General features: G+C 34.5%; 24 protein-coding genes. 8 read left to right on the plus strand and 16 right to left on the minus strand.

Going from position 1 to position 21314, the window contains the following annotated elements; translation table 11 throughout:
• From AC2A1C_RS14230 to AC2A1C_RS14240, 3 genes are all read left to right on the plus strand, one after another.
• Nucleotides 1-808 (plus strand): RHS repeat-associated core domain-containing protein (locus AC2A1C_RS14230; RefSeq protein ID WP_484026519.1); only part of this gene is annotated, 808 nt, incomplete at its 5' end.
• A gap of 1 nt (nt 809) precedes the next feature.
• Entirely contained in the window at nt 810-1082 is a 273-nt protein-coding gene (locus tag AC2A1C_RS14235; RefSeq protein WP_484026520.1) for a hypothetical protein, read from the plus strand.
• Entirely contained in the window at nt 1072-1380 is a 309-nt protein-coding gene (locus tag AC2A1C_RS14240; RefSeq protein ID WP_484026522.1) for a hypothetical protein, read from the plus strand. The genes AC2A1C_RS14235 and AC2A1C_RS14240 overlap by 11 nt, the downstream gene beginning before the upstream one ends.
• 211 nt (nt 1381-1591) lie before the next feature.
• Here AC2A1C_RS14240 and AC2A1C_RS14245 read toward each other — a convergent pair whose 3' ends face one another.
• A complete protein-coding gene (locus AC2A1C_RS14245) occupies nt 1592-1852 on the minus strand; it encodes a helix-turn-helix domain-containing protein (RefSeq protein WP_484026523.1) in 261 nt (86 codons plus the stop codon).
• A gap of 348 nt (nt 1853-2200) precedes the next feature.
• Entirely contained in the window at nt 2201-2716 is a 516-nt protein-coding gene (locus tag AC2A1C_RS14250) for a gamma carbonic anhydrase family protein (RefSeq protein WP_484026524.1), read from the minus strand.
• A gap of 123 nt (nt 2717-2839) precedes the next feature.
• On the opposite strand from AC2A1C_RS14250, the gene AC2A1C_RS14255 reads away from it, so the two are divergent.
• From AC2A1C_RS14255 to AC2A1C_RS14270, 4 genes are all read left to right on the plus strand, one after another.
• The gene (locus AC2A1C_RS14255) at nt 2840-3718 is read left to right on the plus strand and encodes a NifU family protein (protein ID WP_484026525.1); all 879 of its coding nucleotides are present in this window, start codon (nt 2840-2842) and stop codon (nt 3716-3718) included.
• A gap of 54 nt (nt 3719-3772) precedes the next feature.
• Complete coding sequence (locus tag AC2A1C_RS14260) at nt 3773-4147, plus strand: VOC family protein (RefSeq protein ID WP_484026527.1); 375 nt, start codon at nt 3773-3775, stop codon at nt 4145-4147.
• A gap of 165 nt (nt 4148-4312) precedes the next feature.
• Nucleotides 4313-4540, plus strand: coding sequence for a hypothetical protein (locus tag AC2A1C_RS14265; protein ID WP_484026528.1), 228 nt, complete (start codon nt 4313-4315; stop codon nt 4538-4540).
• Complete coding sequence (locus AC2A1C_RS14270; protein WP_484026529.1) at nt 4540-4812, plus strand: hypothetical protein; 273 nt, start codon at nt 4540-4542, stop codon at nt 4810-4812. The genes AC2A1C_RS14265 and AC2A1C_RS14270 overlap by 1 nt, the downstream gene beginning before the upstream one ends.
• 60 nt (nt 4813-4872) lie before the next feature.
• Here AC2A1C_RS14270 and AC2A1C_RS14275 read toward each other — a convergent pair whose 3' ends face one another.
• Entirely contained in the window at nt 4873-6084 is a 1212-nt protein-coding gene (locus tag AC2A1C_RS14275; protein WP_484026531.1) for a type IX secretion system plug protein, read from the minus strand.
• A 74-nt stretch (nt 6085-6158) separates the two neighbouring features.
• Here AC2A1C_RS14275 and AC2A1C_RS14280 point away from each other — a divergent pair, with 74 nt between their 5' ends.
• Nucleotides 6159-6797, plus strand: a complete 639-nt coding sequence (locus AC2A1C_RS14280; protein WP_484026532.1) for an MBL fold metallo-hydrolase — start codon at nt 6159-6161, stop codon at nt 6795-6797.
• Between the two features lie 42 nt (nt 6798-6839).
• On the opposite strand, the gene AC2A1C_RS14285 is transcribed toward AC2A1C_RS14280, so the two are convergent.
• The 13 genes from AC2A1C_RS14285 to AC2A1C_RS14345 all read right to left on the minus strand — a co-directional run bounded on the left by AC2A1C_RS14285 (nt 6840) and on the right by AC2A1C_RS14345 (nt 21241).
• Nucleotides 6840-7286, minus strand: coding sequence for a hypothetical protein (locus AC2A1C_RS14285; RefSeq protein ID WP_484026533.1), 447 nt, complete (start codon nt 7284-7286; stop codon nt 6840-6842).
• Nucleotides 7287-7312: 26 nt separating this feature from the next.
• A complete protein-coding gene (locus AC2A1C_RS14290) occupies nt 7313-7870 on the minus strand; it encodes a thioredoxin family protein (protein WP_484026534.1) in 558 nt (185 codons plus the stop codon).
• A 14-nt stretch (nt 7871-7884) separates the two neighbouring features.
• Nucleotides 7885-8793, minus strand: coding sequence for a tRNA (adenosine(37)-N6)-dimethylallyltransferase MiaA (gene miaA / locus AC2A1C_RS14295; RefSeq protein ID WP_484026536.1), 909 nt, complete (start codon nt 8791-8793; stop codon nt 7885-7887).
• Nucleotides 8794-8875: 82 nt separating this feature from the next.
• A complete protein-coding gene (locus AC2A1C_RS14300; protein ID WP_484026537.1) occupies nt 8876-9217 on the minus strand; it encodes a YkvA family protein in 342 nt (113 codons plus the stop codon).
• Nucleotides 9218-9272: 55 nt separating this feature from the next.
• Nucleotides 9273-9824, minus strand: coding sequence for a TlpA family protein disulfide reductase (locus AC2A1C_RS14305; RefSeq protein WP_484026538.1), 552 nt, complete (start codon nt 9822-9824; stop codon nt 9273-9275).
• A 1-nt stretch (nt 9825) separates the two neighbouring features.
• Nucleotides 9826-10404, minus strand: coding sequence for a thioredoxin family protein (locus AC2A1C_RS14310; protein WP_484026539.1), 579 nt, complete (start codon nt 10402-10404; stop codon nt 9826-9828).
• Between the two features lie 167 nt (nt 10405-10571).
• Nucleotides 10572-11633, minus strand: a complete 1062-nt coding sequence (gene aroC, locus AC2A1C_RS14315; RefSeq protein ID WP_484026540.1) for a chorismate synthase — start codon at nt 11631-11633, stop codon at nt 10572-10574.
• Between the two features lie 479 nt (nt 11634-12112).
• Entirely contained in the window at nt 12113-13738 is a 1626-nt protein-coding gene (locus AC2A1C_RS14320) for an LIC_10190 family membrane protein (protein WP_484026541.1), read from the minus strand.
• 264 nt (nt 13739-14002) lie between these two features.
• Nucleotides 14003-14368 (minus strand): helix-turn-helix domain-containing protein, encoded by a 366-nt coding sequence (locus AC2A1C_RS14325; protein WP_484026542.1) that lies wholly within the window; start codon nt 14366-14368, stop codon nt 14003-14005.
• 12 nt (nt 14369-14380) lie between these two features.
• Nucleotides 14381-14815, minus strand: coding sequence for a transposase (locus tag AC2A1C_RS14330; RefSeq protein ID WP_484026544.1), 435 nt, complete (start codon nt 14813-14815; stop codon nt 14381-14383).
• 128 nt (nt 14816-14943) lie between these two features.
• On the minus strand, nt 14944-15459 hold the full coding sequence (locus AC2A1C_RS14335; protein ID WP_484026545.1) for a hypothetical protein: 516 nt from the start codon (nt 15457-15459) through the stop codon (nt 14944-14946).
• 61 nt (nt 15460-15520) lie between these two features.
• Nucleotides 15521-19654 carry a beta strand repeat-containing protein gene (locus tag AC2A1C_RS14340; RefSeq protein WP_484026547.1) on the minus strand — a complete coding sequence of 1378 codons (4134 nt, stop codon included), beginning with the start codon at nt 19652-19654 and terminating at the stop codon, nt 15521-15523.
• 33 nt (nt 19655-19687) lie between these two features.
• Nucleotides 19688-21241 carry a right-handed parallel beta-helix repeat-containing protein gene (locus AC2A1C_RS14345; protein ID WP_484026549.1) on the minus strand — a complete coding sequence of 518 codons (1554 nt, stop codon included), beginning with the start codon at nt 21239-21241 and terminating at the stop codon, nt 19688-19690.
• Nucleotides 21242-21314: the final 73 nt, after the last annotated feature.

Below are 21314 nucleotides of genomic sequence, written 5' to 3' on the forward strand. Positions count from 1 at the left end.
CAACTACAAGTACAACGGTAAAGAACTTCAGGAGACGGGTTTTTACGATTATGGATGGCGACAATACATGCCTGATGTAGGTAGATGGATGCAGTTAGATCCATTGGTTGAAGATACAGAAGATCCTTACGCTTATGTTTATAATAACCCGATAAAGCTCAATGACCCAGATGGTAGAGCTCCAGAAGATGGTGTCGAAGAAGGATGCTGTAATGGTTTAAAGGGTTTTGGATTAGCAGTTATAGATAATATAACTGGAGGAAACTTAGCCCAACGATACAACGATGGTTCAGTAGCATATAATAAAGGTGTTTTAAACGGAAATGTAGCATCTGGAGTTGCAGGAGCATTTTTAACTGCATCTGGAGCGGGAGATATTGGAGCAGGAGGAGCTACTTTGGCAGCTTCCGAAGTTGCTACGGCTTCTGTGGTTGGTGCTGAAGTAGGAGTTCCAGGAATGGCTGTTGGAGGAGGATTGATTCTTACTGGAACGGTAAAAATGGGTCTTGGAGGTGTAATGATGTATAATTCTTCGCAAAATTTAAGGAATACAAAACATACTGATAATAGGCATGTTGATAGAACAAAATATCCAGAGAAAAGTAAATATTCAAAACCTGCACAAAAAGAAAAGCTTCAGCAGAAAACCATTAAAAACCCCGACAAGGTAACCGAACAGGGAAAGAGAACAAAATACGAAAAAACATTTAAGAGAGTCATCGGTACAAAAGGAGAAACTTCTCATAGAGTAATTGTAGATAAAAAGAAAGGTAAAATTGTAACTTCATTTCCTCAAAAAGCAGATTAATATGTCAGTTAATTTTTTAGATATAGATAACAAAAGCCAGATTTTATTTAATATTTCTGATTCAGAATTTTCAAAATTTGAAAATATTATTAAAATTTTCAATAAAAAATATGATAATCTGTTTGATATATATGGTGATTTTAGATTATATCAAAACCATATTAATTATCTGATTGAATTATTAGAGCAACAAAATGTTAAAGAAGATTTATTTTATAGATTTTTATTAATGGCAAGAAATAATAATAAAACATTATTAGTAATTGGAAACTAAAAGAATTGAAACAGGTCAGATTTGGTCTTTAAATGATGATGAAAATGGAAAAGCATTTGTTATTGATATAGATAATGATCTCAATGTACATTTTGCCTATATAAAAGATAATGATGTAATTATTTATCATATTCCGATAAAATATTCTTTTTTTCTTAATTCAATTACTCAGCATATTGGTAATAATGACGTTTTGGAGGATTTTTTGGAAGCAAAAAAAGTATGGGAAGAGTATTCAGGAGGAGTATGGGAACTAAAGGTCAAAGAGATTTTGGAAATAACTTTAAATGATAACTAACCTAAGCTTCCTCCGCTCCTCAAAGTTTATAACTTTGCGTGATAAAGATAACCACCGCTTCGCAAAGTTTATAACTTTGAGGAGCGGATAATAATAAAAAACCACTGTTTTATGCAGTGGTTTTTGTGTATTATAAAGCGGCAATATTTTTAAGTTATACGGCTTTAATAAAGTTGTCAAGAACATGTAAGATGTTGGTTTTATCTTCATTCTACATATTTTCCAAATCGGATAATCTTTGCAGCATTGCAGGATCTTTAAAAAGATTGGCGTTGTCAGTTTCTCCAAGCAGATAACCAACGGTAGAACCGAGAAGCTCCGACAGTTTTTTAGCCGTGTCTACGGATGGTGTCATCTCATCTCTTTCATAACGAGAAATCACACTTACCGAAGTGTTAAGACTTTTAGCCAGTTCTGTTTGGCTCAATCCTAAATCCTTACGAAGCAATGCTATTTTTTTACCAAAAGTCATCATAATAATTATACTTAAAAGGCTAATAATAACCGCATTTTGTTTGTATTAGACAAATATATGAGCTTTATACAAAAACATTTGAGCCATATGTAAAAATATGTGAACCTTGTGTGAAAGTAATTGGAGCTTGTGTTAAAATATTTGAGGCTTATTTTGAAATAGAATTTACTACTTTCAAACTTGAATAGACACCTGCCAAAGTTGAGTAATCTACTTCCAAAGTTGAATAGCTTTCCGCAAATCTTGAATAGACACCCACCAAACTTGAATAATCTTCCACCAGAGTAAATAAGCCACTCCCGAAAGAAATCGCTCAGGTGAACAACACCAAAATTGAGACTTACATTATTGCTTATACCACGAGGAATATTTCACATAATTATTGGCAATTCTATTCACTTCACCTTCCAAAAGTTCAGTAGAAATATCTTTAATTTTTCTAGCCGGAATTCCTCCCCAAACTTCTCCGGATTTTATATGAGTGCCTTGTGTAACCACAGATCCGGCTCCAACTATAGAATTTTCTTCCACCAGACAATCATCCATTACAATAGCGCCCATTCCTATCAAAACATTATCCTGAATTGTACAACCATGTACAATTGCGTTATGACCAATAGAAACATTATTTCCGATATTTAACGGGAACTTTTCATACGTGCAGTGCAACATTGCGTTATCCTGAACATTTACCTTATCTCCCAATTTGATATAGTGAACATCTCCACGAATGACAGCATTATACCAAATACTGCATTCTTTCCCCATTTCCACATCACCAATAATTGTAGCAGTTTCAGCTAAAAAAGTGTTTTCTCCGATTTGCGGGGTTTTTCCTAAAAGAGATTTTATAAGTGCCATGATTTAAATTCGAGGATTTGATAATGTGTTAATTTTAAATTATAGTGATAGCAAAAATCTAAATTCTATTTTACGACTTCCGACTTCTTATCCGTATTTTTGTAGCTCAAATTTAATCATAAAATGCGAGAAATATATATAGAACCAACAGCAAATCCTAAAGTGATGAAATTCGTGGCGGATTACACTTTGATTCCCGGTTCATTAGAATTAGACAGGGATTCTGATATCTCCGAAATTCCGATTGCTCAGGAATTATTTAACTATCCGTTTGTTTCCAAAATTTTTATCACGGCAAATTTTATTGCTATTGCAAAAGAAGATACCGTAGAATGGGATTTAGTAGCAGAAAATCTGAAAAATGTAATTGAAGATGAGCTTTTGGCCAATCCAAGGATTTATCTTCAGAAAAAAAAGGAACTCTTCCCAATTTATGCGGAAATGACTCCAAATCCAAACGTAATGAAATTTGTTTCTTCAAAATTGATTATTGAAGGTTTTGTAGAAGTAAAATCAAGAGATGAAGCTGATGAAGTTCCATTGGCAAAAGCAATTTTTGACGAATTCGATTTTGCAAAAGAAGTTTTTGTTTCGGATAATTTTGTAGCGGTTACAAAAGATGCTACTGTAGAATGGCATGAAGTAATGATGGCTGTGAGAAGCCTAATTGCCGAGTATATGCAAAACGGAGGAACGGTTTCCAATATCGAACCGCAAAAACATGAAAACCCTGTAGAAAAAATCATCAACAGAGAATATACCGATAATGAACAGAAAATTTCTGATATTCTTACCGAATATGTAGCTCCGGCTGTAGAAAATGATGGTGGAAAAATCTCTTTGATAGAATATGATGAAGAACATAAAACAGCAAAAATGCTTTTGCAGGGAGCGTGTTCCGGCTGTCCAAGTTCTACCGCAACATTGAAAGGAGGAATTGAAAATCTCTTAAAACAATTTCTTCCTGATCTGGTGGAAAAAGTAGAAGCCGTAAATGGATAAAATATAGAACCGCAAGAAAATTGCGGTTTTTTAATTTTTAAATATTTTGAACAAATGATTTTTCGATACGCTCGTCATACCAATAAATTAGAAAACATTATTCAGTTTTATACTACTATTCTGGAATTCAAAATTTTGGGAAAATTTGAAGATCATGATGGATATAACGGAGTTTTTCTTGAATTGGAAGGCGAAAGCTGGCATCTTGAATTTACACAAAATGAAGACAATCCTGCTTCCACCTTTGATGATGACGATCTATTAGTATTTTATCCCACAAAAATTTCACATTATCAAAAAATTCTGGAAAATTTAGAAAAATATAATATTCCACTTATTACCCCTAAAAATCCTTACTGGAAAAAGCACGGAATCTGTTTTGAAGACTGTGATCATTATAAAATTATAATTTCGGAACTTAAACTATAATTTTTTTTTTTAAAGCACCTTTGTTTTTTCAAGCAATTACTCTTAAAAAACATTTTTTTTACAAAATACCCCATAAAATTTATAGGGTATATTTGTTTTTAAATATATTTTATTACATTTGCCTTATAAAAATGATGGGGTAATTTATTAAAAGCAATAAAAATTATGAATGCGAGTATTGAAACATTGAAGAGAAAGATCGATTATCTAAATCCTGAACTTATAGAAAAATTGTCCAGAATGATAGATCAACTGGAATTTCAGAAAACGATTTCAATTCCGCAATTCCAAATGGATGAAGTTTTTGAGCGTCTTAATTTTCATAAGCAAAATCCAAAAACTAAACTTGATTTCTTTGAGAATATCAGTGATTTGGAAAACAATTTTGCCTAATGAAAATATTGCTTTCATCTATTGCCAAAAACGATATCCGCTTATTGATGAGGGTTTTCAATGCAGAAAATAATGGTGACGGAAAAAAATTTTTAGAAAATCTGAAAAATTCAATCACGGAAATCTCCTACCATCCTGAAACGGCGGAAACTAAATATAATGAAGTAAACGTTATTACTATGGAGGATTTTCCGATACATATTCATTATATTATAGATTATTTCGAAAACAGCCTTCTTATAACGGCGGTATTCAAAGAAAAAAGAGATTAACATTCATAAAAGGGGATTTGTTTGAGAGAGGATTAATTTTATATTAATTCTCTTTCTTTTTTATCGAACCGGTGTTCGGAATTCTCCATAGCCGATCAATCCGTCATAATTTCTTCCGAAAGGAGTGTAATACATAAATGCCTGATACAAGTTTTCCGTTTGCCAGAAGTTTCCGTTGATTTCTCCATAATTCAGACTTCCGTCAGTATTTTTTGTTGCAAGAATATAATTGTAAAAACCTTGCTTCAGGTATATTTTTGCAATATATTTTTTCGCTTCATCATCATAATTCATTTTACTTTCTTTTGATGGGATATAATCATTAAAAGCTCCTAATACATAAATTTCTTTATCTGTTTTTTCCGAATCCAATGCAAAATGCACCCATGAATAATCCCCTTCTCTATCAGCATCACGCTCAATCCCCAAATCGTTTCTACGGAAATAGAAAGCTCCATTTACATCCGGCTGGTACTGATAATTCAACGGAAATGCCCAAACCGGAAAAAGGTAGGTATAATTAACCCCATCAATATTTTCTGCTTTACTAATCATATCAAAAGGTTGTTCGATAATTTTATTGTCGAAATAATAGAATTCATTATTTCCGGGAAAAACTAAATTTAATTGTTGGAAAAGCATTTTATTCCCCAAAGTAGAACTCGGTTTCTGATTATAGATTCCAATTCCCCAGTTGTTATTCTGAATTATATTTAGAGAAATACTATTGGCATTAGTAATTAAATTTTGTCCATTTGCAACAGCCTGAACTTCCACCCTCTGATTGAGCTGCGGTTTTCTTGCATCTGAATATCTTGAAATATTAAGACCTAAAGAAACTCCATCTTCCACCACACAAAATCTTCTGGTAAAAAGTGGTTTTTCAGGGGAATCTTTATACACTACAATTTCAAAATTTCCGGAAATTTTCGGCTGTATTTTAGCATTGGGAAACGAAAGTTCGTAATGTGTATATTTCTGATAGGTATTGAAAGAATACTGAAAATTGTTAATAAGGTCATTCAAACTTCCATTGGCAAATTCTGTAAAAAAAAGCCCATCATCTTGCCAATCTCTGTTATAATGTTTTAATGTATAGCGATAGATTTGTGAAGAATTGGAAAGATCATCAAATCGCAAAACCAACTGTTCGTTGAATCCAATTACAGGAGTTTCATCATTAGTTTGTGGGTTGAAAAGCTGAACACTTTTAATCGTCTGTCCGAAAACCTGAACCGCAAAAAGGCAAAATAAAAAAGAAATACACTTCATACTTACGAAGATAAGATTTTAAACAAGAAAGGCAAAGCTACAATTTGTAAATTTGCATTATCAAAAAAATTAAAATGTTTCATTTACAAATTTTTACTTTTAACGTCGCATCCGAAAATACATACATTCTTTATCATAGCAATAAAAATGCCTGGCTGATTGATCCGGGAAATATGAATGAAAAAGAAACGTCTTTACTTCATCATTTTATAAACGAAAACGACCTAAAAATTACAAAAATTTTACTGACTCATGCTCATCTCGATCATGTTATGGGTTTGCAATGGGCTTTCGATACGTTTAAAATTCCGGTAAACATGCATCCGGAAGAAAAAGAAGTTCTGGATATGTTTCCTATGTCTGCCAATCGTTTCGGATTATCCGTAAAACCCATACATGTAGAAATAGAATATGTAAACGAAGGTGACGAATTGGATTTTGATGGAGAAAAATTTAAAATTTATCATGTTCCCGGACATTCTCCCGGAAGCATTGTTTTTCATAACGAAAATCAAAAATTTGTGATTTCGGGAGATGTTCTTTTCGAAGGAAGTATCGGCAGAACCGATCTATTCAAAGGAAATTATGAGCAATTGATTAACGGAATTAAAACAAAATTGTTCATTTTGGATGATGAAACACAGGTTTTCAGCGGACATGGAAATCCTACAACCATCGGATTTGAGAAAAAGTATAATCCTTTTTTCAAATAAAAAATCCATTTCGTTTTGAAATGGATTTTTCTATTTTATATCTTATTTAACTTCAACCGTTTTTACAGTTCCTTGATTGGCTTTATCAATAATGAAAAGCAAAATTGGCCGAGTGGTAAAACTTTGGGCCTCCCCTACTTTTTTACTGTATTTTACTTCAATAATGTCAGACTTCTTCTCAACGGAAACAGGTTTCAATTCTACATTTTTATCTGATACAGGTTCTACAATTGCAACCACATTACTTTTGGAAAAATCTATGACTGTTGGTTTTCCATCCTTTCCCATTACAGTTGCCATTCCAAAAATTTTATCAAATGCTTCCTGAGAAGTTATGGGATTATTGACCGTTTCGTTAAAATCATTTTTCACAAAATATTGCTTAGCAATCTGATAATCAACTTTTGATTCACTTTCATTTTTATTGCAATTACAGGACACGATTAAAAAAAGTCCAAATAACAACAGTACAAAGTTTCTAATTTTCATAATGTATTTTTTAATTTTTCGATAATTTATTTCCATTTGATATTACAACCAATGCTTGGTTTTTGCAATTCTTCCTGCAATTCTCCTGCCAATAGATTTTCAAAAGCAATGATGAGATCTTCTCCTGTAATTTCTTTCGTATTTCCCGGTCTGGAATCGTCCATTTGTCCACGATAAATCAGATCTAATTTTTCATCAAAAAAATAAAAATCCGGAGTACAAGCTGCATCATACGCTTTTGCAACAGCCTGACTTTCATCGTACAAATATGGAAAATCAAATTTTCTTTCGATCTGGAATTCGATCATTTTTTCCGGAGAATCGGCAGGATATTTTTCTACATCATTGGAATTGATTGCGATAAATTCAATTCCTTTTTCGTGATAATCTTCATAAAGCTCCGTCAGCTTATCTATAATATGCACGACAAAAGGACAATGGTTGCACATAAAAACGACAAGAGTTCCTTTCTCTCCTTTCAAATCTTCTAAAGATTGTAGTTCATTATTTTTGGTAGGATTAGGAAGTTCAAAAAAAGGTGCTTTTGTGCCCAAAGCAAGCATATTGGAAGGTGTTTGTGCCATGATGAATTTAAAGTTTAAGGTTTGCTATTCAAAGTTGATAGCAAAGATACGGATTCTGAAAGTGAGTTTTCGTAATTTACCCAATGGATATTTTCTTCATTTCGATACCAAGTTAATTGACGTTTTGCAAATCTTCGTGAATTTTTTTTAATCTCAGAAATAGCAAAATCCAAATCCCAGATTCCATCCAAAAAATTGAAAAGCTCGGTATAACCTACTGTCTTTAATGAGGTTAAATTTTTAAAATCAGTCAAATTTTTCACTTCATTTAAAAGTCCGTTCTCCATCATTTTATCCACTCTTTGATTGATTCTTTCGTAGATGATTTCTCTTGGAGCTTCAATACCAATTCGGATAACATTGAAATTTCTTTTATTTTTGGGTTGAGAAACAATTTCAGAATATTTTTTTCCGGTTTGCCAGATTACATCTATTGCCCGCAAAATCCGTCTCGGATTGTTTTTATCTACAACTTCGTAATAATTTTCGTCCAGATCTTTTAATAGTTCCTGTAGTTTTTCAAATCCTTCTTCTTCCCAAATATCATTTAATTTTTGCTGATTTTCAGGACTGGCTTCAGGCAAATCGTTCAAGCCCTCAATTACGGCTTTTTCATACATCATGCTTCCACCAACTAAAATAGCGACATCATGTTTTTGGAAAAGTTCTTCCGTTTTTTTCAAGGCATCCATTTCAAACTGACCGATGGAATAATACTCCGTTACCGAAAGATTTCCGATAAAATGATGCGGAACTTCTGCCAGTTCTTCTTCGGAAGGAGCAGCCGTTCCTATTTTCATTTCTTTGAAAAATTGACGAGAATCGCAGGAAATAATTTCAGTTTCAAAATTTTTAGCCAAATCAATTGCTAATCGAGTTTTCCCGATTCCTGTAGTTCCGACAATGGAGATTAACGTTTTCACGGTGCAAATTTCCTTACTTTTTTCAGAATAAAAAAATCGCCTCCAAAAAAGAGACGATCAAAAGATTATTATTTATGAAAATTTATTCTACTATTTCTGCATCAATCACCTGCGAATCATCCATTTTTTTACTTGCTTCCCACAAAAGAAATTTGTCTACTTCATTCATCAGTTTTGGCAAAACAAGGTAAAGAATAGCCAAATCGTCCAAAACTCCAACTACAGGAAGTGCAATTTCCGGAAGTATGTCGATCGGTGAAATAATGTAAAGAATTCCCAAAAAAGGCAATATAATATCGATACTGTTGGTTTTATAAATTCCTTTTCTCCAAAGATTCACCATTCGGAAAATGTCCGGAATTTTTTTAATAAAGCCTTTGTGCTGAATTGCTTCTTTTGCTAAATTGATTTTTGAGTATTTCATTTTTTAATATAGAGTGTTTTTAGTACATCATCATTCGCAAAATCCGTACCAATTTTTATTTGCCTACATTATCTATAAATTCGTGAACGGATTTGGAATTCCAGTCTTTGGAAGCATCTTCTTTCAGAAGGATTCTTCCATCTTTATTTAAAAGAAAAGTAGTAGGAAAAACTTTCGGAAGAATTTTATCGGAAATCGGACTTTGTGCAATGTACACCGGAACAGAATATTCATTGTCTTTCAAAAATTTCCGAACGGCATCTTCTTTATCCTGCATTGCGATAAGCACAAATTCTACTTTATCTTTTTTAGTATCGTATAATTTTTGGATAGTTGGCCATTCTTCACGACAAGGCGGACACCAAGTTCCCCAAAAATTTAAAAAAACTAATTTTTCTTTTTTCAGATTTTTTAAATTGGTATCAGGAACATTGATTCCCTTTAGATCCATATCAAAATCTTCTTCCGGAATGGTAACTGCATTTTCAATTTCTGCAACCGGAAAGAAAAGGTCTTTAATTTTCAGTTTTAATCCGGGGATAAAAACTATTGCAGCCAAAAATGCTACAAGAACGAGATATAAAATATTTTTTCTAAAAAACTGCATATTATATTTTTTCTAATAATTCCTGAATAATATCCACTCCTTTATTTTTGGTGTAATAGATCTGCAAATCATTATGAAATGCATCCACATCATAAATTTCAGAATTTTCTTTATGCTTTTTTAATAGATCCATTCCAAATTCGGGACGTGGTCCCCATTGTGAAATTACTTCATTATTTTCATTCAGAACAAGAACAATGGGAATAGATTTCGCACCGTTTGTAAGGTATGAATCAATCAAATTACTCTGATCCCGATAGGTAATTCGCATTTCTGCTTTTCCTTCAAAAAATTTGTGAATTACGGGAATAATCATAGCTGCATCGCCGCACCAACCTTCTGAAATCACCAAAAACTTTCCTTTAAAATTTTTGGAATTGAATTTCTCCAAAAGTTCTTCTTGTGGTTTGTATGTCTTTTCCAGACGATGCATCCTTGTCAATCCAAGATGATAATAGTTGAAATATTTTTTATCGTTTTCGTCGGAACTTTTTTCAAGTTCGTCAATTTTTTGTTCAGAATCTTTTATGTATTGTTCGTAGGAAATTGCCTTTTCCCAGTAGTTTTCCAAATTATTCATTATTTAATTTCTTAGACACAAAAGTTTTTTGATTATCCGTTATCAATCATAATGCTTGATTTTAACGCTAAGTATGCAAAGATTTTTTACAAACAAACTGCTTTTAAGTTTCGTTTTTTATTATGACCAATTGCGGACAATCAGAGTGTATTTTGTGGTTTTATTTTTTAAAATTTTCGTAATTTATTAATCAAAAATAAGTCCGCAAGAACAAAAGCCGCCAGATTTTCCACAATAGGAACAGCTCTCGGCAAAACGCAAGGATCGTGTCTACCTTTTCCTTCTACAATGGCAGGATTTCCAAATTTATCCACGCTTTCCTGAGGTCGCAAAATAGTAGCAACCGGCTTGAAAGCTATCCGAAAATAAATATCCATTCCATTGGAAATTCCCCCTTGAATTCCGCCGGAAAGATTGGTTTTTGTAGAAAAATCTTCATTGAACAAATCATTGTGCTCTTTTCCTGTCATTTTTGCTCCGCAAAATCCGCTTCCGTATTCAAAACCTTTTGCTGCATTGATGTTCAGCATTGCTTTTCCCAATTCTGCCTGCAATTTTCCGAAAACAGGTTCGCCAATTCCGACAGGAAGATTTTTGATAACGCAAGTAATTGTTCCGCCAATCGTATTTCCTTCCTTTTTAATTTCTTTAATTTTTGAAATCATTTTTTCTGCCGTTTCTTCATCCGGACAACGAACTTCATTGCTTTCTGTTTTGGAAAAATCCAAATCCTGATATGGTTTTTCGCAGAAAATTTCTCCCACTGAAGAAACATAGGCATGGATTTCTACATTTTCCGGAAGAATATTTTTTGCTAAAGCACCTGCAACTACCCAATTTACCGTTTCACGGGCAGAAGATTTTCCGCCACCTCTGTAATCACGGATTCCGAATTTTTGATCGTATGTAAAATCGGCATGAGATGGACGATAATTGTCTTTAATGTGTTCGTAATCTTTGGATTTCTGATTTTCATTTTCGATGATGAAACCAATTGGAGTTCCGGTAGATTTTCCTTCAAAAATTCCGGATAAAAATTTTACAGTATCGCTTTCTTTGCGCTGTGTAACGATCGCAGATTGTCCAGGTTTCCGGCGATCCAATTGCAGTTGAACTTTTTCCAAATCCAGCTCCAGACCTGCCGGAAAATTATTGAGAATTCCACCATAAGCCAAACCATGACTTTCACCAAATGTGGAAAGAGTGAGAAAATTTCCGAGTGTAAACATATGCAAATTTAGTGCTTTCTTGCAGATTTTTGAGGGTTTTAAAACTTAGAAGCTGTTTGAATTATATAATCGTTATTTAGAACCACAAAAGACACAAATTTTTAAACACTTAAGTTAAATTTATGAGGTCAAAGTTTAATTACATACTATTATATATTTACAATTTTGATTTTTTATAAATTACAAAAATATGCACGAAATTTGTCATGCTGAAAGCATCTCTACAACGATTATTTAGATTCCTACGGAAACCGAAGATTCGGCGAAGCCAATGACAAACTCCCTGTTTATAAGGATTTTTAAATATAAAGTTAAGTTATGACCTCAATAAATTTAAAACTGTTAAAAAGAACATTTAAGTTTTGAAAATCAAAGATTTTCTTATGCGAACTTTTATAGTTTTTAAACTTAACAAAACTTTTGTGTCTTTTGTGTCTTTTGTGTCTTTTGTGTCTTTTAAGGCAAAAAACTCTGAAAATTTACTTTTTATAAATTTCATCTACAATTTTTTGCAGTTTTTGCTTTTCTTCCACTGTCATTTTTTGCCAATGAAAACCATCTTTCAAGTTTTCAGAATTTTTTTGTGGGAAAATTCCGGCTTCCCAATCTTCTTTCAAAAACTCCGGAGAAATGGCAGGAACAGGAACATCAAAACTAAACGGATATTTTTTCACTACATTGAATTTCAGATTTCCGATTTGATGTGTTTTGTATTGTTTCCATTCAAAATAAGAAGGTTCATACAATTGAGATGTTTGAAAACCAAGCATGAACTGCCCCAATTTAAAACTCGGAACGAATTTTTTCACCAAATTCGGAAGAGAAAGAAATCCTAAAAAGAAAATACTGAAAACAGAAAAGCCTACCATCATATTTCTTTTAGAAACCTTATCATAAAAAAACACAAAGACAATCACAAAAAATACATCCATGAAAAACCTGTATTGTGCCGAAAATAAAAGCACCAAAATACTTTTTACCAAAACAGAAATGCAAAGAAAGGAAAGGATCTTATTCTTTTTAATGAAGGTAAAAACTGTAAAAATCAGCAAACTTAAAATAAAAAGGATATGGATCTTGGATTTTATTCCTTTCAGGAAAAGCCAATTTTTGATATGGTCGAATGTAGAAAATTTTTGGATTTCAGAATATTTATACTGCATATCAAATGTTTTTTCAATTGCAGTTTGTGAAGAAATTTTCAAAAGCTCAGAATTGGGTTTCCACGAAATTCCGACATCTCCGAACTGAACCGGAAAAACGGGATAGCCAAAACACCAAATATTTTTCACAATAAAAAGAATCATCACTAAACTTCCCAAAATGAGAAATTTCAAATTTGATTTCAGGATGAAAATTACATACAAAAAAACAAACATCGGAATCCAAATCATCGTTGGCTTTATTGCAAAAATGAGCATTGAAAGAGCAAAAAGCATTGAGCTATTCTTGTTTCCGGAAAGGATCTCATCAAGAATGATTAAGGAAAAAACAATCACCGGCAAATCCGGACTTGGAGATTGGGAAAATAAAAATAAAAAAGGAACAAAAACCAGATGCAACCAAGATTTTTTTTCGAAAATATAAATCAGATACACAATGAGAATAATCGTATTCATCCTTAAAAACGGATCTGAAAAATGGGAAAAACCTGCCTGAAAAATATGCCAGACTGACATTTGACCCAAAAGCAAATCAAGATTGGAGATTCCCTTTACCAAACCAAACTCTGAAATCCATTTGATTGTCGGCACATAATATCCGAAATGATCTAAAATAAATGGAAAGAACGATCCTGCAAAAATAATTATTAAACTTAAAGGAAGAAAAGACTTATACTTCTTTATACATAAATGCCAAAATTCAAGATAAATTTTAAAATAAAAAAAAGACAAAAAGCCTATAAAAACTGTTACAGCTTCTATGTAAACATTGATTCCGACAAAAAAAGCAAGGAGTGTCCAAACTGCACCAATCAGGAAAATTCCCGAAAGTAATTTTCCGGAAATGTTGCTATTTATTTTCCCTAAAAAAAATTCAGCCATTTTTCCAAAACCAGCAAAAACCGGAAGTAGAATAATGATGCTACAAATAATATAAAACATAAAAAAAGATTGCTTAAAAATAAGCAATCTCCTTTAAATAAAATACTTGAGGTGATAACTTAACTTCATATTTAAAAATCTTTATAAACAGGGAGTTTGTCATTGGCTTCGCCGAATCTTCGGTTTCCGTAGGAATCTAAATAATCTTTGTAGAGATGCTTTCAGCATGACAAATTTCGTGCATATTTTTGTAATTTATAAAAAATCAAAATTGTAAATATATAATAAGTATGTAATTAAACTATGACCTCAATAAAATATAATTTACTGTTCCTCATTTTCCACAAGAAATTTTTTCTTCCATTTGCTTATAGAATTTCTACTGAGTTTAAAGTGTTCGGCAAGCTGGATATTGGTAAGCTGGTGCTTCTTCTGATATTCTAAAAATCGGAAAATCGTCTTCTTGTCATACGATTTATGACGTTGGTTCTCCCTCACTACAACTTCATCATCAGTCCCGAAAATAATACCATTGATATGGATCACATCTATTATCGATAATTTGGTCTTCGATAAAAAACGTGAACAGGCCTTTTTCTTTTCCGGATATTTCATATCAAGAATATCTTCATAGATTTTCTTGTAATCAGGCTGTAGCAATGGTTGTGATTTTGATGTTCTGATTTTCATTTACATTTAATTTTACATTACCTTTCCTTTTCTATATTTATCTATCCATTTGTATAATGTCGTTTTGGGGATGCGATATTCATCTATTACCTGTTGTTTGGTTTTTTGTCCTGTTTCTACTAGCTCCAGAATAAAATTAATCAATTCCTTAGTATAAATATTTTTACGGAACTGTGGCAACTGATGTTTTTGGGTTTTCCCTAACTGATCCTCTGAAGAAGGAGGCGAATATAAAATTAAATGTTGGGTATAGATCCTGAAATAATCATACTTCAACAATTTGCACCAACGCAAAAGGCTTTCTGTATCAAGGCTTTTAGATTCATATATTCTTTCCAGATCATTTTCCGTAATTTTCAAAAAATTGCAAATGCGTATAGTATCTATTTCGCATTCCGACACTCTTTGTTTAATTAATGAGCCGATGTGGATTTCCTTAATATTCATTGTTTCATTCTAATTTTACCATCTAAAAACCTTTTCAGGTAATCTTTTCAGAAAGAGCATATTGAATATGATTTCTGAAAAGATTTTTTGCTCCCGGAAAATCAACTTTCCAAAACTAATACTGCCCCTTATTTCCAGTAATTCCAATTAGTACCATCGAAAACCGCAAGAGTTTTACTCACTGTGTCATAACACATGGTTCCCACGTGTGGAGACTTTATCGTAAGGTGAGGATTGGCTACTTTTGGTAAAATCATGGCTTTGTTTGAAGATTCCAGTACCAAAACTCCTGTTGCATTGCTGCTTGCGGCTCCTATTACCACTCCCTGTCCTGTTTCTGTAGTAGTATTTGAGGTAGCTCCTGTAGAACTTCCTGCATCCGAAAGTGCTTTCCATGTATTGTTCTCATACATTTTAAGTTTCAGATCACTTTTATCGAAAATAAAAGTACCGTTGTTGCCTGTGGTCAATCCTGTCGGTGCTGTATCCAAAGCAGGCAAAATAAGACCTCTTATATTCCCGGCTGAATCTTCAAAATCTAAAATGGTACTGTTTCCATTTACATTAGATTTTCCCACAGCTATCTGTGCAGAAGTGATGCTATATGCAAAAAACAGAAGTAATAAATATGCTGTATTTTTCATTTCTTTTTATATTTTTTTAATTCATTGCTAAATTGTTACATTGTTACGCTGTTACATTTATTTAGTTGTTACAGCTTCTGGTGATGCATTTCCACACTGTTCCGTTGTAGAGTTTCACACAATTGGCAGCTATGTCATAAATGATCATTCCTTCTTTAGGATCGGTAATGGCACTTTCATTGGCCACTCTGGTAATGACAAAACCTTTATCTTTAGATTCCAATGCGATGAATCCGTTGGAAACCGCATCCGGGAAGTTGGAAGATTTGGCAACATAAGTTGAGATACCAATCAATGAATAGGAATAATCCGGCGTTCCAGGTGTTGCTGGTTGTGTACAGAATCCTAATATAGTAGCATTGGTAGTAGCCACACAACCAGTAGTTCCTACATAACGTGCATATACGGTATACGTTCCGGAAGGAAGACCCGTAAATGAAGGACTTGATTGATAGGTGGTACCATTTATACTGTATTCATATATTGCTCCTGTAGGAGATGTAACTGTTATTGTACCATTAGAAGCTGTTGTAGGTGTGGTTGCTACTGTTATTGATGAAATTGGTTTTATGCTAAAACTAATGTCATCCAATGCTAAATCGTTTCCCCCACCACCAATGGTATTATTGACCAATATAAGATCTATAGTTGTTGAAGTGGCTGTGAAATTAAGTGCATATTGATTCCAAACACCTGAATTTGTTATATTTCCTGTTGTATTGCTTGCAAGTACATTATAATTAGTAGGATCTATTACAGAAAATTTTACATTAGGGGGTATCCCTCCAGATATATTTGCTATCCATGCTGAAAATTTATATACAACTCCCGGGATGAGACCTGTAAAGCGACGACGGAAGAATTCATTTTGGTCATAGGCTGCATTCACTACCATCATTCTTCCATTTCCTGATCCGTTTGTATGGTCGAACATGGAGGCTGTCCAAGTGGCAAAATCGGGATTGGTGCGACTTACAATTTTATAGTATCCATCTTCACCAGTTGTAGTAGAGGTTGAAAGATGATAACTGGTTTGCCCTATAAGCGGTCCTCCATATGTGTTAATGGCTCCGGTTCCAAAATCTTCCAAATAAGCATTACTACAGCTGGTGGTCATGGCAAATGGATTAACCACACCATTTCTGAAGATAGTGTGTACTACTTCACCTGCTGATACTGTAAGCGTGGCATTATTGCCCACAACATTTTTAGATGAGTCTGAAGTAGGATCGTATAATTCTATTTCCTGCAAATCCCAACCGGATGGAACAGTTTCTGTAATAGTATAAGAACCGGGAACTACGGCAATCATTTCTGAGTTGCCATTAGTTACATTTGTACGCACCCTTTCGTCATCTATCCACCATATATTACTGCCATCTGTTGACCGGGAAAATATAGTCCCGTACATATCACTACCGTAGTTATTATACACCATCCACATTTGTCCTCCTATACCCCCTGTTATTGGGAAAGTTGTAGCTGCAACAGATCTTGATGTAACTTCTCCGGATGACCAGGTAGTGCCACTTTGCCATTTATATACAAAATAACCACTTGGATAAATAGAGTATATATTACCATTGGCATCCACAGCAACATCATTTGCATTGGAAGATGCAGTTACTCCTGTAGGTCTACCCAAGCTGGTAGCTACACCACCACTGGTCATTCTATATACATTGTTATCTGTTTTAGAAACAATAATATTGCCTGAAGATGGGTCACCATCTATGTATTGATTGTTAGTTGATGCACCTACTTGTGTCCATGAAAAAGGAGTTCCATTATATCTCCATATCTTTCCATCATCTGAAGTTACATAAGGCTGAAAGTCTAACCAAGTACTGGCTATATCAAACGTTGGGGAACTGCCATTCCAACCTGATATTTTTGTAGTTGTGGAAACTCCATCATAGTAGTAAGTATCTTTATTCCAATCAATATAGTAGCAAGTATTGCCAGGACCTCCATCTACTCTGTATATATTTGAAATACCTGTGCTTACCCATTGTGTGCTTCCAGCATTTCGATAATATAAATTCTTATCATCTAAGCCAACAGCATATAAACGACCACTTTGTGATGAACCTATATCCCTTATCCTTACCCAATCCGGCTTATCATTCAATTGAAAACTACTTACGGATGTTGTTCCTCCGCTCACATCAAAGGTGAAATCTACACTAGAAGATTCATCCAATGTTTTTTTGTGTACATATATATACCCTGCTGGTGTGATACCAAAATTAGCATTGGTTATATTGGCATTTACTACACCAATAGGTAATATGCTGTTTATAGTACCATCGCTGCCTGCTCCACTGCCAAGATTTTCACCGGTAGAAATATAACCAGTGGGTAGAGTTACAGTAGGAACCGCAGTTTGTCCTACTGTGGCAGTAGCGGTGGTAAGATAAATGGTATAACTTTTACCTAAGGTTGTAATTCCTCCAAAACTATAAGTCCCACCTGAGGCTACTGTTGAAATGGCATCTACAGTTCCCGAAGTATTGTTATAAAGTACTGCATTGAGCGTTCCCCCTGCATTGGTTCCAGTTCCGTTTACCGTATTATCAGAAAGCCCATTAGTATCATTGTATACATTACCACTGATACTAATAAAAGTAATCGCCGTAGGACAACTGAAAGTTGGATTTACGATACCTCCGTTACTTGAGTTACTGAATGTATTACCACCACCATTTATAAAATTAGTGTTTACAGGAGCGGTTGTTCGAGGGAAATACTCATGGCTTAAATACCCATTGATATTGGCAAGTTGCAATTGATTATTAGTAAGTGTTAAAGTTCCGTGAGTACCAAATTGGCTACCATTATACAATGCTATGTCAGCAGGAGTATTGCCATTTCCGGCAGGGAAACACGCCTGTCCGGCTGTAGTATTACCTGCTACATTATTACCATAGAACAAACAATTACTAATGGTATTAGCAGCGCTTGTAGTACCTCCTGAATTTACAATAAATATAGCCCCTCCTAAACTCCCGTTTGTATAATTGTTAACAAATTTACAATTGCTAATGCTATGGACTCCCGAATTCGGATATACGTAAATAGCTCCTCCTCCTTGAATGTTAGCATTACTTACATTAAAGGTATAGGGAGAACCATTGTTATAAAACACACACCCGGTAGCGGTAAGGGTATTCCCGACACCACTGTTAGATCCATAAGCACCACCACCATAGGCGGTATTATTATAAAAATTACAATTGGTAAGGGTAACATAGCCATCTGAGTTCATAATAGCCCCACCTACAGCAACACTTGTAACACTGTTATTACTAAAGGTACAATTGGTAAAAGTGGCAGTAGAAAAATAAGATCCGTTACCTACTTGTATCGCTCCACCACCAAAGGCTGCTTGGTTTCCACAAAAACTACTGTTGGTAGCATTAAAGTCTCCCATTACTAAACAAGCTCCGCCCCCCAATGTAGAGGTATTGGTACAGCCAACTATCGAACTATTGTTAAATGTAATGGTTGTAGCATTAGTATTCGAATAAATGGCTGAAGCAAAACTGCCTGTAGATAGATTTTTCAATAAACAATTATTAAATACTGCTGCACTGGTTACGGTAGTATTAAAATCAAAAGCAATAGCACATGCATCATGTACATACAGATCGGTAAAAGTAATGGTACCACTGTTTCCTATGGAAAAATTATTATTCCCGGTAGCATAAGCCCACAAACAGGTGCTTGAATCTGCGGTGATATCCAAGCCTTTAATCTCCGCAGAAGTAATGGCAGGCTGGCTAAACAACACCCGGATAGAACCACCCGTAACCGTAATTTTAGTAGCACTTGCATTAGGATTATATCCGGAAATATCAGTTCCTGTAGCAGTAGTAGGAAATCCGCCTTGCACTAATACTCCACTCGCTACCCTTATTCTTGGAACTGTACTGCCTGCCCCCAAAATACTATAATTTCCGGCTTTAATATATACTTTTGTATTAGCTGGTATGTCAAACATGGTCCCTGTAGTCCCAAAGTAGGTATTAAATGCTTTTGCATTATCCCAACTGGAGCCATCTCCTGAGCCTTTATTGGCAGTATCAAGATAAACACTGGTTTGTGCCGATAGGTTTTGCGAGAACACCAAGAACATCAAAAGCATACAAATCCCTGATATTCTTTTATATATATGTAATAAATTATTTGTCATAACAAAAAAATTGTAATTAATAAAAGCTACAGCTTAGTTTAAGATTGGTGCGAAAGATCCTGCTACACAAAACGAAATCTTGGTAGGACAGCTGAAAGTAGGTGATCCTACACCACCATCATTACCGGAAGGTGCTTGGTTTCCATAGGTATTACCTCCTCCATTAATATATTTCGTTCCGGATGTATTCAATCGTTCCTGATAAGAAGAATGAGCAGCCAACTGCCAAACCGAATTTTTCATGGTTGAAGCAGCATTACCGGAAGAGCCACTTAACAGTAAAAAATCTGAGCCGTTAATAGTAGCATTGCCCCCTTTTGTATTTTTATAAAAAATACAGCCATCAATAGTAGCGTTTGCGTTTGTGCCATTCTGAATATAGATAGCTCCGGCTTCTGCTCTATTGGTTACAGAGTTTTCAACAAATTTACAATTGGTAATGGTATTGCCTGAAGGGGTATTCGGGTCAAAATAAATAGCTCCACCACCATTGTTACCATCATAAAGACCATTATATGATACCGAGTTTTTATAAAATACACACCCTGTCATAGAAACCGTTCCTCCTCCGGAACCGTTAAAAAAAGCTCCACCCTTAGTAGTTGCTATATTTTGGTAAAAATTACAGTTGGTAAAAATTACAGAATTTGCAGAACTTGCAGAAACAGCTCCGCCACTGTAGGCAAGGTTGCTACTAAATGTACAGTTATTAAACGTACCTGTAGGTTTAAAAGAACCTCCTGTACCCGATCCTACAGCTCCGCCCCATCCGGCTCCTCCTGCACTTGTATCATTCCCGCAGAAACTACTGTTGTTGGCTGTTATATTAGAATCCGTAAGAATACCTGCACTGGCTGCAGCTCCCGCATTTGTCTGGGTACATCCTACTATAGAACTATTATTAAAAGTAATTGGATGAAGCCCTGTACCTACATAAATAGCCGGAGCAAAACTTCCCGTACTCAGTCCCTTAAACAAACAGTTGGTGAAAACAGAGCTTCCGGCAGATCCTTGAAGCATAAAAGCATTAGCTACCATATCATGTACATACAGGTCGGTAAACATCATGGTACCACCTTGTCCGCCGCTTCCGTTACTAAATATCCATGCAGCGGTACTAGCATTTGCAGTAATATCTAAACCCTTTATTTCAGCAGATTGGGCTGCCGTCATAGTAGCTTGTTCAAAAAGCTGTTGTAAAGAGCCACCTGTAAGGGTAATTTTGGTGGGATATGCTACCGGATTATAACCTGAACGGTCTGTTCCCGTTGCAGATGTGGGAAAACCTCCTTGTATCAATGCGCCCTGGCTTAATCTTATAACTCCCTGCGAACTGTTGCCTACTTTAGAATACGCTCCTTCCTTGATGTACACTTTGGTATTGGCAGGAATGGTAAATTGAAGCGACGAAGCTCCGAAATAGGAGGTAAATGCTTTTGCATTATCCCAATTAGAGCCATCTCCTGCATTCTTTGAGGCTACATCAAGGTAAACATTCGTCCGTGAAAATACATTTTGCGTAAAAGCAAAAAATAAGAGCATCAGGTAAAAACCCGATAGCTTTTTGTGAAAAGAGAGATTTGTCATAATAATAATAAATTTAAATTCAATATTTGTGTGCGCGCTGTTGGGTTGGACAGTCAAAACATCCATGATAAAG

The organism is Chryseobacterium sp. HNCC26DJ241, from assembly GCF_057180505.1.